We start from the raw sequence: 13,157 nt of genomic DNA, 5'->3' as shown, positions 1-13,157 counted from the left end.
CACTACATGGCTGAATTAAATGAGCTGATTCTGGAACAGCTGATATGGATTATTGGCGGCATGGCTTTACTTTTGGTGATTTTGCTTATCATAAGTATTGCTCAAGGCGCAAAGCTACGGAAGTTTAAACGGAAATATGAGGCCATGATGGCTGGCAGTGGAGTGGAAGATCTGGAGTCGCTGTTAATCAATCTGAAAATTCAGATGGACAGCATTGAGGATGAGCATACACTGCAAACGGATCAGTTACAGGCTGTCATGCAGAAGCTGACCCGTATCCAGGGTAAAGTGGGCGTGAAACGGTATAACGCATATGGGGAGCTTGGCAGTGATCTTAGTTTCTCCATGGCAATGGTTAACGATAGCCAGGACGGTATGGTACTCACTGGTATCTATAATCGAGACGGTTCCTATGTATATGCTAAACCTCTTAAAGGGGGAGAGTCCACGTATACTCTTTCCCCTGAGGAAAAGGAAGCCATTACTCTGGCACAGCAAGCAGAGTAGAACGGGTATGCCATTCGCGAATAGCGGAGTAGAGACTGCTGGATATAATCTCGGACATGCGCATGACGAGACTGAGACGTGTGTTCTGTAAAACAAAGTATTCCATAAAGCCGCCGACGTTAACGATACCTGTAAGATGGATATCGCCGACCGGCGGTAATTCTTTATTTACACCCGCTCCTGGTTTGAGCGGTCCATTCACGACCTGGATACATCCTACACTCGAAGACTGTCCCAGACAGGCATCAATGCCGATCACATAAGGGTTGTGATGTGTGTTGTGTATTTTGTGAAGGGTGTCCTGTAGGTTCATTGCATGTACGGGTTCATCCAATGTGCCATAGAGATGGAATAGAGGGCTGTCCCACTTGGCAAGCGATGAGCCGACGAGCGGGCCAAGGCAGTCACCGGTAGAGCGATCTGTACCGATACAGACGACAACTACATTTTGCAAAGAATGAGCTTTATAGAGATGGAACATTAAACGATGAATGATGGCTGAGTGAATGCCTGGATCTGTATGTGGGATTTTCAGGCTGGCCATGTCTTGAGATGAGAAGGAATGCGAAATGGGATTCATAGGATCTATCCTTTCCCTTGGAATAGTAGTAACAGTATATGGAAGGATAGAACGTTTTATACTTCGTGGGGACAAGCTTTTTCAAAGGGATGGATGTATCGCGAAAGGAGACGGACATGGACGAGTGGATTGATGATTGGATGCTGATTGCTTTTGATTCCACCCAGCAGGCGCTGCGGGCAGAAATGCTGCTGGAGTTTGCCGAGATTGAGATCGACTTATTTCCTACCCCGAAAGAGATCACAGCGGGCTGTGCTCTATGTATTCAGTTTCCAAAAGAAGATCTGGAGAGAGTGATACAAATCATTCGTAACGAATTTGTGGAGATCCGAGGCCTCTATTTCAAAACCGCTGACAGCTATGATAACATACCCATGTAGAGGAGGTTTGATCTATGTTGCCATTTAAGTTTGCTACGACCTCGCCTGATCCACAGAAGACTATAAAGGGAGCCATTCGCTGGACAGACGAATTATGGAATAAAATCGCTGATGCAGATATGTGGTTTAATATTCTGTTCAGTTCGATCCGTATCATTATTATTTTCATTATTACGCGTATTGTGATCAAGATTGTATCACGTATTATAGATCGCACGATGGCACGTAAGCAGGAAGGCAAGATTCGAGTCAACCCACGGAGATTTATAACGGTGGGAGAGTTGATGAAAAATGCGACCTCCATAACATGTAATTTCATTATGATTCTGTTACTGTTATCTGAGATCAACGTGAAAGTTGGACCATTGTTAGCGAGTGCGGGAGTACTTGGACTGGCTATCGGTTTTGGTGCCCAAGGATTGGTGAAGGATGTTATTACGGGTTTCTTCATTATATTGGAGGATCAATTCGCAGTAGGCGATGTTATTCAAACAGGCACCTATAAAGGAACGGTTGAGGTCATTGGACTGAGAACAACCAAGCTGGTTAGCTGGCAGGGTGAGGTACACATTATTCCAAATGGTACGATTGCAAGTGTAACTAATTACTCGATGTCTAATTCCCTTGCAGTTGTGGACATTCCGATGAAGGGCGAACAGACCCTGGACGAGTCAGTACACTTGGTGAAACGAGCGTTGACTGGGATTGAGGATCGAGATCTGAACATCGTTAAAGTACCTGACGTGCTTGGTATCCAGTCGATGTCTACCTCGGAATATGTGGTTCGCATTGTTGCTGAATGCTTGCCTAACTCCAGGGCATCTGTAGAGCGCCAAATCCAGAGTGATGTGAAGAAAACACTGGAGTATCATGAGATGAGCAATCAAGCAGCATTAGAGCAAGCAGCAGCTCAGGAGAAGGATGAGGGGGATGGCATTGGTGGAGCGTAAAAGTTTCCAGCTTGGGGACATTGTGCAGATGAAGAAGCAGCATCCATGTGGCAGCAATGAGATGGAGATTATCCGGATGGGCATGGATATTCGTATCAAATGTGTAGGATGTAAACACAGTGTATTAATTCCCAGAGCGAAATTCGAGAAAAACATGAAAAAGGTACTTCGTTCAACAGAGGATTCGTCTGAATCCTAATGAAAAAATGCGGTAATGTTTACTCTTTTCGCACTCCATAATAACGTTTACATGCAGGCACAGCTTAGGTATTGCGTTCTGTAAATGATCATGCTATAATCATTATTGCTGCGGAAAGGTACCCAAGAGGCCCAAGGGGGCTGACTCGAAATCAGTTAGGCGTGTCACAGCGTGCGTGGGTTCGAATCCCACCCTTTCCGCCACTAATAGATCTTGCTTTTTAATTGAACAACTTACTCAACGTGTGTTGAGCTTTATACATGCAAAAAAGGCCTTCCATCTGGAAGGTCTTTTATTTTTAATTTTGTTGATTGATTATCATTTGTAATTGAAAAAAAACAAAGAGCCCCTAAGGGCTCTTCATTCGGCGATGCATTCGGTTTGTTAGGAAACAATCGGTCGTAACGATCAGAAACTTGCTCGTGCTTCAGACAAAGGCCTTACACACAATCATCTTGCTTCTTAAATTACGTGATGAATCTCCAACAGTGAATGTTCGGCTTCGTTGTCCAACGGAACCACACCTCTCTCGTGCATCGCCTGATTGTATTATGTGCATTAGTACGTTTTATATACAGCAGTCTGAAAAAAATCTTTACGCCTAGTGGACGCGGGCTTTGGTAAGCTTTTTCCACTTGCGATTCTGATTGCTTGTTTCAGGGAAAGCTTCGCCCTTTTGGAGGGTTACCCGTTTCGGATTATTAATCTCCGTATGAAAGCTCTTCTCACCAACCTCGGTGTACTCACCATCGTTTGGAGCTTTGTCTCCTGGTTCAAACTCGGTTCTTTCACCCATGATAAAACCTCCTCGGCAAAATGGATTTCAATGTTACTTCTGTAGTGTGCTCCATTGGAGTTATGATCATGTGTAATGAGAAGAGGGAACGTTTGCTTGCATTGGGGCGTCATTTTTGTTATATTAATATAGTTCGAGTTTGTGCTCGTTCCTTGCTCTCAACTTAGATTGAGGGCCAGAGTCCATAAGGAGGTGAAAATTATGCGCAAATATGAAGTGATGTACATTATTCGTCCTGATGTTGAGCAAGAAGTTGTTCAAGCTACAGTCGATAAATTCCAAGGCATCATCTCCAACGGCGGTGGTGAAGTTACAGCTCACGACGTTATGGGTAAACGCCGTCTTGCGTATGAGATCAAGAAATTCCGTGATGGTGTTTATGTTTTGGTACACTTCACTGCTGAACCAGCAGTAGTTACTGAACTTGAGCGTCTCATGAAGATTTCTGACGAAGTAATTCGTTATCTCATTACAAACGACGTTAAGTCTGCTTAAGACAACTCGTGATCAACGCACCAATACGCTCTGAAGGAGGGGATTACATTGTTGAACCGTGTCATTCTGATCGGCCGGTTAACCCGGGATCCTGAGTTGCGTTATACTCCAGCTGGAGTAGCAGTTACGCAATTTACTTTGGCAGTGGACAGACCGTTTACAAGCCAAGGGGGAGAACGGGAAGCGGATTTCATTCCGGTCGTAACCTGGAGACAGCTTGCTGAGACTTGTGCAAACTATTTGCGCAAAGGACGCCTAGCTGCAGTCGAAGGACGCATTCAAGTACGGAATTACGAGAATAACGAAGGAAAACGTGTATACGTGACCGAAGTCATTGCCGATAACGTCCGTTTCTTGGAGTCAGCTAACCGTGATAATAACGGTGGCGGCGGTGGGCAACCAATGCGTGAAGAGCCTTCTTACGGAGGCGGCGGGCGCGCGAACAATAACAATAATTCGCGTAGCAACAATCAGGATCCTTTTTCCGATGACGGAAAACCGATTGATATATCGGATGATGATTTGCCATTTTAACGTGAACCGACACTCTTAGAGTGATTGGCTAAACGATAGGAAAGGACTGAAAAGCATGAGCTTCAAGCAAAGAGAAGGCGGAGACAACGATAAAAGACCGGCTCGCCGTGGCGGCCGTAACAAACGTCGTAAAGTGTGCTTCTTCACAGCTAACAAAATTACTCACATCGATTATAAAGATACGGACTTGCTTCGTAAATTTATCAGCGAGCGCGGAAAAATTTTGCCACGCCGTGTAACAGGTACTAGCGCTAAATATCAACGCATGCTGACGATTGCCATCAAACGCTCCCGTCAAATCGCATTGCTGCCATACACAACTGAGTAGTCTTACTCAGCATGGATACAAAGCAGTCGGCTTATAGCCGGCTGCTTTTTTGCATCTGAAAATAATCAAGGTGATTATCTCCTGGTAATTGGATTTCGTAAGAGTTGCGACGATAGAAGCAATTAAGGCGTAAATGATTTATAATAGAGTCTATTATATTGCTGATAGCAGGTAGCTTGAGTTGAACGAATATAGATTCCACCATCAGGAGAGAGCATGAATACATCCAAACGTAAAGTAAAACAGAGACGCAAGAGTAGTCTGCGATTTTGGATCGTAGCTACGTTTTTGCTTTCCATTATATATGTGTGGTTACAGCAAAAAGGAGATACCTATGATATATGGCCACGAACCAACGTACAAGAAGCCGTGCCGATCACAGGACTCCACCCGGTAGTCGCGGAAAGTGAGAAGTTGTTGGTTCGAAAGGCAGCTAGACGAGGAATTGAAGTCGTGATTACACATGATTTCCGCAGCATAGACGAACAAGATGCCCTCTATAATCAAGGACGCTCCCTTTCCGGAAATATCGTTACCAACGCCAAAGGGGGAGAGTCCTATCACAACTATGGTTTGGCCATTGATTTTGCGTTACGGACTCCTGAAGGAGATGTAGTGTGGGATATGGAACGTGATGATAACGGCAATGGAAAGCCAGATTGGTTGGAAGTTGTGGAGCTTGCCAAAGAACTAGGGTTTACATGGGGAGGAGATTGGGCTAACTTCCCGGATTATCCTCACTTGCAGATGGACTTTGGATTAAGTATCAACGATTTGAAGCGTGGGAAAAGACCTCCGGACACACACTAAATAGGATATTATATATACATCTATATGTATAAATATTAGAAAAGCCTTGCATTTTGCAGGGCTTTTTTCTTTCTTTTGTAAAATAAATGATAAAAGATGACAATTTGTTCTTTACATAAGCGATTAAATGAAACTATACTATAATAACTAGAAATTTAACTTCAATCCTTTAGTAATATCTAAATTACACCTCTAAAAGTACAGAATTTGGATAGAAACCAATTTCACTTCCAAATAAAATAAGACCTCCACAATTCCCTCATACCTAACATAATAATTTGTTATATCTACATTTCTAACATTTAACTACACAACACGTGTAATGATAATGTCATATATTTAGATAATCGGTATTTTTAAGATTTAAACCTTACCATTGAAAGTATCCGCCTGGCTCTGAAATTCCTTGATATATTCCCTTTAAAGTATAACTAATACCCAAAACTGTGCTATAAAAAACATTTATACCATAAATCTCAAATTAAGCATTGACGTCATCTAAATTTACACGTATGATTACATTAATTATTTTGCATTATAATCCCGCTAGGAATTGTCAGCATTAATTGACCATCGGTCTAAATAGCAGTAGTCAAAAATGGATTCTCCTAATGATTTGGTATTTTGTATACACTTTCGTTCATTATCTTCAAGAACATGGAAATATACAGTGGATGCATTCTTCTACACATGAATACAGTCTGCGGAAATTATGGGGTTAGGGTGATTGATTTGAATACAGAGCTATTGGAAGTCAGAAATCTAACTACATCATTCAGAATTGAAGATGACTATTATGCAGCAGTTGATCACGTTAACCTTACGGTTAAAAAGAATGAAGTACTGGCTATTGTGGGAGAATCAGGATCGGGCAAGAGTGCTTTTGCTTTTTCCATAATGGGTTTGCATAACAAAGCCAAAATTGAAGGGGAGATTCTATACAAAGGGCAGAATATTGCTGGTATATCTCCAAACAAATTAAACAAACTCCGCGGTAAAGAGATGGGAATGATCTTTCAGGACCCACTTTCCGCATTAAATCCTCTGATGGTGATCGGTGAACAGATCGAAGAGATTCTTACACTGCATCAACCCAAGCTATCTTCGAAAGAAAAGAAAGACAAAGTAATTGATTTACTCAATCAAGTAGGGATTCCGCGTCCCGAACAATTATACAAGCAGTATCCTCACGAACTATCGGGTGGTATGAGACAGAGAGTTGTTATCGCGATTGCGATTGCCAATAAGCCTGAATTGCTGATTGCCGATGAACCAACGACAGCACTTGACGTTACAATCCAACTACAAATTCTGGAGCTTATCCGCGAATTGAAGAACGAGATTAACGCAGGAATTATCCTGATCACGCATGATCTGGGAGTCGTTGCCGAGATGGCTGATCGCGTAGCAGTTATGTATGCAGGAGAAATTGTGGAGATTGCAGATATTTATACTCTTATGACGGATGCCAAGCATCCATATACACGGTCTCTACTAAACTCTATTCCTACTATTTCTGAAGAAAAATCGAAGCTTCATGTCATTCAAGGCATGGTTCCATCACTGAAAAATCTTCCTCGCCAAGGGTGCCGATTCAAGGCTCGAATTCCATGGATAAGTGATTCGGCTCATGAAGAAAACCCACAGATGCATGAAATTGCGCCAGGTCATTTTGTACGCTGTACCTGTTATCAGCACTTTCATTTCCCTGATCAAGCTGAGGAGGAATAACATAATGGCATTACTCGAAGTAGAAGGACTAAAAATTCACTTTCCGATTCGCGGAGGGTTGATCAAGCGTGAGATTGGTAACATCAAAGCCGTTGATGATGTGAGCTTCTCCATTGAGCAGGGTCAAACATACGGTCTTGTAGGTGAGTCCGGCTCAGGCAAAACGACTACGGGTAGAGCCGTTATTGGCTTAAACCATGTGACAGCAGGGAAAATTCTTTTCAATGGAAGAGATCTGGCTAAAGAGAGGCGGAAAGATAGACAACTGCAGCGTGATGTGCAGATGATCTTTCAGGATCCGTACTCTTCGTTAAATCCCAAGAAGCGTGTTATCGACATCATTGCTGAGCCACTCCGCAATTATGAACGACTGACGGCTACGGAAGAGAAACGTCAGGTCCGTGATCTTCTGGAGAAGGTCGGATTGAGTCCCGAAGCGATCTATAAGTATCCGCATGAATTCTCCGGGGGTCAGCGGCAACGGATTGGGATCGCTCGTGCGATTGCATTGAAGCCAAAGCTGATCATCGCAGATGAGCCAGTATCTGCACTCGATGTATCTGTACAAGCACAGGTGCTTAACTTCATGCAGGAAATTCAAAAAGAGTTGAATCTGACCTACTTGTTCATCAGTCACGATCTCGGCATTATTCGCCATATGTGTGATCAAATCGGAATTATGTATAAAGGTCGATATGTGGAGCAGGGCACAACGGATGATATATTTGAGAACCCACAACATATCTATACTAAGCGTTTAATAGCAGCCATTCCGGATATGGATCCAACCAAACGTGAAGAAATGGTAGCCTTCCGTCAACAGATCAAATCCGAGTATGAAAATTCATACCGAAACTTCTTTGATGAGGAAGGGCTGGCATACTCGCTCCAATCCATTTCCGATACTCACCGAGTAGCTCTACCTCAGAAAGGTTGAAGGCCATATGTGGAAAACGATAGTACGCAGAATTATCATTATGATCCCTCAGGTTTTTTTGCTCAGTCTTCTGGTCTTTCTGATGGCCAAAGCGATGCCGGGGGATGCACTTACCGGATTGCTCGATCCGAGTATTGATCCAAAAGCGCTGGAGGAACAGCGGGAACGACTGGGATTAAACAATCCATGGTATGTGCAGTATTGGGATTGGATCAAAAATGCTGCACAAGGCGATTTCGGACAATCATTCCGATTCAAAATGCCAGTATCAGATCTGATTGGTCAGCGGGTTGGCAATACGTTCTGGCTTGCACTGGCGACGCTGGTGTTCACTTATCTGATCGCCATTCCACTTGGCATTATCAGCGGACGTTACAACGATACTTGGTCCGATCGATTAATCACAGGTTACACCTACTTGGGCTTTGCAGCTCCATTGTTTATTTTCGCATTGGTGATGGTATGGATTTTTGGATTCAATTTTGGCTGGTTCCCAACTGGGGGAAGTGTAGCACCTGGACTAACACCAGGAACATTTGATTACGTTGTAAGTAAGATCCACCACTTGCTACTTCCAGCAATGTCAATGGCTTTGATTTCTACCGTTTCGACGGTGCAGTATTTAAGAAGCGAAATTATTGATACAAAGCATAAAGAATTTGTCCTTACCGCGAGAGCAAAGGGTGCTTCGGAATCCCGGGTTTACAACAGACACATTCTACGAAACTCCTTATTGCCAGTCGCTTCATTTTTTGGTTATGAAATTGCTGGACTTATCGGTGGTACCATCTTCATTGAAAGCATATTCAGTTATCCGGGTATGGGGCAGTTGTTCCTGAACTCGATCTCATTGAGAGATTTCAGTGTGGTCACTGCACTCGTTCTGTTATACGGGATAGCTACCGTGTTGGGATCATTGCTCTCTGATATTGTTCTAGGATTAGTCGATCCGCGTATTCGCATTAAGTAAGAACTTGAAGATTTCGGGGTGAAAACAAGATGAGCAATACCAATGATGTTGTAGTAACTTCACAGAAGGTTGATAAAAGCCCCTCTAGCTTGAATATATTGTGGCGAGAGCTGGTTAGAGATAAGGTAGCCCTAGTTTCACTCATATTTTTGGGGCTCGTCATCTTCCTTGTATATGGAGCTTCCATGATCCTGGATCAGGACGAAATCGTTAAGGTAGATTTGTTCGCCTTGTACGAACCACCTTCCGCGCAATACTGGCTTGGTACGGATTATGGTGGTCGAGATGTATTTGGCCAACTTGTTATCGGAACACGCAACTCGTTAAGCATTGGAATTCTGGTTACCTTTATGACGGGTATCATTGGTATCTTTGTTGGTGTTCTATCCGGTTACTTCGGTGGAATGATTGATAATCTGTTCATGCGTATTGTGGACTTTTTTATGATTCTTCCGGTCCTGATGATGGTTATTGCGTTTGTAACAGCCGTGCCAAAGTATAATATTATTTCATTTTCACTGATCATGACTGCCTTCTTATGGATGGGGATTGCGAGGCTGATTCGCTCCAAAGCGTTACAAGAGGGTGAACTGGAATATGTCAAAGCTTCAAAAACATTAGGTTCTTCCCATCTGAAGATCATGGTCTCACAGGTTCTTCCTAATCTTAGCTCCATTATCATCGTTACGATGACGTTAAACCTCGCTGCCAACATTGGCCTCGAATCAGGGCTGTCTTTCCTGGGATTTGGTTTTCCAGAAAGCACACCCAGTCTTGGAACACTCGTAAGCTATGCTCGTAATCCGCAAACACTGGAATCCAGATGGTGGATATGGCTACCCGCATCGGTACTTATTCTGGTATTGATGTTGAGTATAAATAATGTCGGACAAGCCCTGAAGCGTGCGACTGATGCAAGACAAAGAAGAGGTTAAAAAAAGGGAGGAAAGGTTCATGAAAAAGGGATTATTTTCACGGGGACTATTTTTCACAATGATGTTGGTCTTCGTACTTGCGCTTGCGGCGTGCTCGGAGAAAGAGGCGGCAACACCAACGCCTTCTACGAACACAGGGGAAACAAAGACGGAGGAAAAACCTGCTAAAGAAGAAGGCGTTTACTCGATTGAAGATTTCAACAACGTTAAAACGAATGAAGGCACTGCAATTGAGGGTGGATCCATAACATACGGACTTGTATCCGATACTGCTTTTGAAGGAACATTGAATTTTAACTTCTACTCCGGTAATCCAGATGCAATGGTTCTGCAATGGTTTGATGAAGGTTTGCTGACTTGGGACAAAGACTATGTATATACCAACGATGGTGCAGCAACGTATGAAACATCGGAAGATGGAAAAACGTTCACACTGACCATTCGTGATAATGTAAACTGGCATGACGGCAAGCCGGTAACGGCTGAAGATTTGCAGTTTGCTTATGAAGTTATCGGTAACAAAGCTTATGATGGTCCACGTTACGATTCCAACTTTACAAGTGTAGTAGGTATGGATGAATATCACGCTGGAAAAGCAAAAACGATCTCTGGGATCAAAGTTCTTAGCGAAAAACAAATCAGCATTACGTACAAAGAATCTACACCATCCCTGCTGACAGGTGGCGTATGGACATATCCGCTGGCTAAACATATCTTTGGTGGTATGGATGTAGCGAAAATGTCTTCTTCCAAAGAAGTGCGTGAAAAACCAATCGGTTTTGGTGCATTTAAAGTGGAAACGATCACTCCAGGTGAGTCTGTGACTTTCGTTAAAAACGATGACTACTGGCGTGGTGCTCCAAAACTGGACAAAGTGACTTTGAAAGTAATCAACCCAACAACGGTTGTTCAAGAATTGAAATCTGGCGGGGTAGACCTCGTGGATTCATTCCCGACAGATCAATATAAAGACAATGCCAATATGTCCAACGTTGAATTCCTGGGTGCAATCGATCGTGCTTACACCTACATCGGTTTCAAACTGGGCACATGGGATGCTGACAACGGCAAAGTTGTTACAAACCCAGATGCAAAAATGGCTGACAAAAACCTGCGTAAAGCCATGTGGATGGCAGTGGATAACGATCAAGTAGGTAAACGTTTCTACAACGGTTTGCGCTGGAATGCAACAACGCTGATCCCGCCGTCCCACCCAGAGTTCCATGATTCCAACAATCCAGGTGTAGCCTATGACCCTGAAGCAGCGAAGAAATTGCTGGACGAAGCAGGCTACAAACTGGATGGTGAATTCCGTACAAATCCGGACGGTTCCCCACTGGAAATCAACTTTATTTCCATGACAGGTGGCGACACTGCAGAGCCGCTCGCCCGTTACTACGTTCAATCCTGGGCTGCAATTGGTCTGAAAGTAAACCTGGAAATGATCGAGTTTAACAACTTCTATGATCGTGTAGGTAACACAGGTAAAGATGATCCAAATGTGGACGTGTATCAAGCTGCTTGGGGCGTTGGTATTGACGTAGATCCAGCAGGTCTGTATGGCCGTGATGCACTGTACAACTTCTCGAGATTCTCTAGCGAAGAAAATGACAAGTTGCTGGCACAAGGTGTATCTGCTGAAGCATTTGACGTAGACAAACGTAAAGAGATCTACAACCAATGGCAACAGTACATGGTTGATGAAGTTCCTGTATTCCCGACATTGTACCGTGCTGTTGTAGCACCAGTGAACAAACGTGTAATGAACTACGCGATTGGTGACGGAACAGGTTTATATCTGAATGACATTCAAGTTAATGCAGATAAAGCGGTTGTAGCAGAGTAATAAAAAAGCATTAGCAACAATAAGGATTGGGGTCCTTTTAAGAATTCGGTTGCTAGATCTAATTGAAAAGAATCTTCTAGGTATGAATACAAAAAGTCTTGAAAAACATGGATTCCGTACACTCTGGCATGGGGGTATGGGGTCCATGTTTTTTTGGTGACAAAAAAATAAAAAAAATTTAACTTTTTTTCAAAAAAGTGCAGACAAAATGCCTCTTCACTTCGTCTATATCTGTAAGAGGTGATTTTCCGATGAAAAGATGGTGGATACGGGCAGGAATGCTGCTGGCTCTACTGGTCATTATATATTTGGGTGTAAAACCGGACATGCTGGTGGGCAAACCGGGGATTAAGGCTGAATCGGCTGTATTAATGGATATGAACTCTGAGCAGATACTAATCAACTTTAACGGTTCTGAAGAGATTGCACCTGCAGGAATCAGCAAATTAATGACAGAACTGCTGATAATGGAAGCCGTGATCAACGGACAATTGCGTTGGGACGACCCAGTGAATATCAGCCTGTATGCAAGTTCAGTAGGTGGAACCCACCTGGGTTTGAAACAAGGAGAGCAATTTACTGTGCAGGAGCTATTCCAGATTGTAGCCGTCTATTCCGCGAATGACGCTGCTATTGCTCTAGCTGAACATATTAGTGGGACAGAGCAGACTTTTGCACAAAAGATGAATCAGAAGGCTACCGAGATCGGACTGTCTGACAAGACGGTGTTTACCAATGCAACAGGTTTAAGCGAAAAACGACTCGGTCCGAATCGTCCCAAGGAAATACAAGGCCAGACTGTAATGACCGCTATAGATGCGTGCAAGCTTGCTCGTTATCTGCTAAATAACTACCCCGAAATATTGAGAGTTTCCAGCCAAATGCAGGTATCAATGCACCAAAAAGGAATGTACATGAGCAACACCAACTGGATGCTGTCCTCTATTGGCGGACCCTATGCTTACGATGGCAACGATGGATTGAAGACCGGATATGATGAGGATTCCGGCTATCATTTCGTTGGAACGGCTGAGCGAAATGGCAAGCGACTGATCTCCGTTGTACTGGGTTCGGATAGTCGTGAGGGACGTTTCATCGAGACACGAAAGCTATTCAATTATGGATTTTCCGGTTCAAAGTAAGGGGGTAATGGAACGTG

General features: G+C 43.4%; 16 protein-coding genes and 1 tRNA gene. 15 read left to right on the top strand and 2 right to left on the bottom strand.

Features of this window, described 5'->3' with window-relative positions; genetic code table 11:
* Window positions 1–6 precede the first annotated feature (6 nt).
* The gene (locus HP548_RS01975) at window positions 7–507 is read left to right on the top strand and encodes a DUF4446 family protein (RefSeq protein ID WP_099857729.1); all 501 of its coding nucleotides are present in this window, start codon (window positions 7–9) and stop codon (window positions 505–507) included.
* Here the strand turns inward: HP548_RS01975 and yyaC are convergent.
* The gene (yyaC, locus tag HP548_RS01970; RefSeq protein WP_099857731.1) at window positions 482–1,087 is read right to left on the bottom strand and encodes a spore protease YyaC; all 606 of its coding nucleotides are present in this window, start codon (window positions 1,085–1,087) and stop codon (window positions 482–484) included. The genes HP548_RS01975 and yyaC overlap by 26 nt on opposite strands.
* Before the next feature lie 116 nt (window positions 1,088–1,203).
* Here yyaC and HP548_RS01965 point away from each other — a divergent pair, with 116 nt between their 5' ends.
* The 4 genes from HP548_RS01965 (at window position 1,204) to HP548_RS01950 (ending at window position 2,819) form a co-directional block, all read left to right on the top strand.
* Entirely contained in the window at window positions 1,204–1,467 is a 264-nt protein-coding gene (locus HP548_RS01965; protein ID WP_175380713.1) for a DUF3343 domain-containing protein, read from the top strand.
* Window positions 1,468–1,481: 14 nt separating this feature from the next.
* On the top strand, window positions 1,482–2,417 hold the full coding sequence (locus HP548_RS01960) for a mechanosensitive ion channel family protein (protein WP_175380712.1): 936 nt from the start codon (window positions 1,482–1,484) through the stop codon (window positions 2,415–2,417).
* Window positions 2,407–2,616, top strand: coding sequence for a DUF951 domain-containing protein (locus tag HP548_RS01955; protein ID WP_063567381.1), 210 nt, complete (start codon window positions 2,407–2,409; stop codon window positions 2,614–2,616). Before HP548_RS01960 ends, HP548_RS01955 begins: the two co-directional genes overlap by 11 nt.
* Before the next feature lie 112 nt (window positions 2,617–2,728).
* Window positions 2,729–2,819: transfer RNA gene (locus HP548_RS01950), tRNA-Ser, on the top strand.
* Window positions 2,820–3,217: 398 nt separating this feature from the next.
* On the opposite strand, the gene HP548_RS01945 is transcribed toward HP548_RS01950, so the two are convergent.
* Window positions 3,218–3,412: a YjzC family protein gene (locus HP548_RS01945; protein WP_053781958.1), complete on the bottom strand. Its 195-nt coding sequence runs from the start codon at window positions 3,410–3,412 to the stop codon at window positions 3,218–3,220.
* A gap of 201 nt (window positions 3,413–3,613) precedes the next feature.
* Between HP548_RS01945 and rpsF the strand changes: the two genes are divergently transcribed.
* The 10 genes from rpsF to HP548_RS01895 all read left to right on the top strand — a co-directional run bounded on the left by rpsF (window position 3,614) and on the right by HP548_RS01895 (window position 13,140).
* Window positions 3,614–3,907 (top strand): 30S ribosomal protein S6, encoded by a 294-nt coding sequence (gene rpsF / locus HP548_RS01940; protein WP_024629534.1) that lies wholly within the window; start codon window positions 3,614–3,616, stop codon window positions 3,905–3,907.
* 48 nt (window positions 3,908–3,955) lie between these two features.
* Complete coding sequence (gene ssb / locus HP548_RS01935) at window positions 3,956–4,441, top strand: single-stranded DNA-binding protein (protein WP_024629535.1); 486 nt, start codon at window positions 3,956–3,958, stop codon at window positions 4,439–4,441.
* Window positions 4,442–4,496: 55 nt separating this feature from the next.
* The gene (rpsR, locus tag HP548_RS01930) at window positions 4,497–4,769 is read left to right on the top strand and encodes a 30S ribosomal protein S18 (protein ID WP_062327715.1); all 273 of its coding nucleotides are present in this window, start codon (window positions 4,497–4,499) and stop codon (window positions 4,767–4,769) included.
* A 216-nt stretch (window positions 4,770–4,985) separates the two neighbouring features.
* On the top strand, window positions 4,986–5,579 hold the full coding sequence (locus HP548_RS01925) for a M15 family metallopeptidase (RefSeq protein ID WP_076287184.1): 594 nt from the start codon (window positions 4,986–4,988) through the stop codon (window positions 5,577–5,579).
* Window positions 5,580–6,269: 690 nt separating this feature from the next.
* Window positions 6,270–7,310 carry an ABC transporter ATP-binding protein gene (locus HP548_RS01920; RefSeq protein ID WP_217504581.1) on the top strand — a complete coding sequence of 347 codons (1,041 nt, stop codon included), beginning with the start codon at window positions 6,270–6,272 and terminating at the stop codon, window positions 7,308–7,310.
* Between the two features lie 4 nt (window positions 7,311–7,314).
* Window positions 7,315–8,247, top strand: a complete 933-nt coding sequence (locus HP548_RS01915; protein WP_076287185.1) for an ABC transporter ATP-binding protein — start codon at window positions 7,315–7,317, stop codon at window positions 8,245–8,247.
* 7 nt (window positions 8,248–8,254) lie between these two features.
* Window positions 8,255–9,217, top strand: coding sequence for an oligopeptide ABC transporter permease (gene opp4B / locus HP548_RS01910; protein ID WP_076287186.1), 963 nt, complete (start codon window positions 8,255–8,257; stop codon window positions 9,215–9,217).
* A gap of 29 nt (window positions 9,218–9,246) precedes the next feature.
* The gene (locus HP548_RS01905; RefSeq protein ID WP_076287187.1) at window positions 9,247–10,152 is read left to right on the top strand and encodes an ABC transporter permease; all 906 of its coding nucleotides are present in this window, start codon (window positions 9,247–9,249) and stop codon (window positions 10,150–10,152) included.
* Between the two features lie 19 nt (window positions 10,153–10,171).
* Window positions 10,172–11,998 (top strand): oligopeptide ABC transporter substrate-binding protein, encoded by a 1,827-nt coding sequence (locus HP548_RS01900; protein ID WP_076287188.1) that lies wholly within the window; start codon window positions 10,172–10,174, stop codon window positions 11,996–11,998.
* Between the two features lie 251 nt (window positions 11,999–12,249).
* The gene (locus HP548_RS01895; RefSeq protein WP_076287189.1) at window positions 12,250–13,140 is read left to right on the top strand and encodes a D-alanyl-D-alanine carboxypeptidase family protein; all 891 of its coding nucleotides are present in this window, start codon (window positions 12,250–12,252) and stop codon (window positions 13,138–13,140) included.
* The last annotated feature ends 17 nt before the right edge of the window (window positions 13,141–13,157 follow it).

The sequence above is a fragment of the Paenibacillus taichungensis genome (assembly GCF_013359905.1).
In the GTDB taxonomy this organism is placed as follows: domain Bacteria; phylum Bacillota; class Bacilli; order Paenibacillales; family Paenibacillaceae; genus Paenibacillus; species Paenibacillus taichungensis.
The sequence above is the reverse complement of the archived record's forward strand: the minus strand, read 5'-3'. Positions and strand labels throughout refer to the sequence as shown.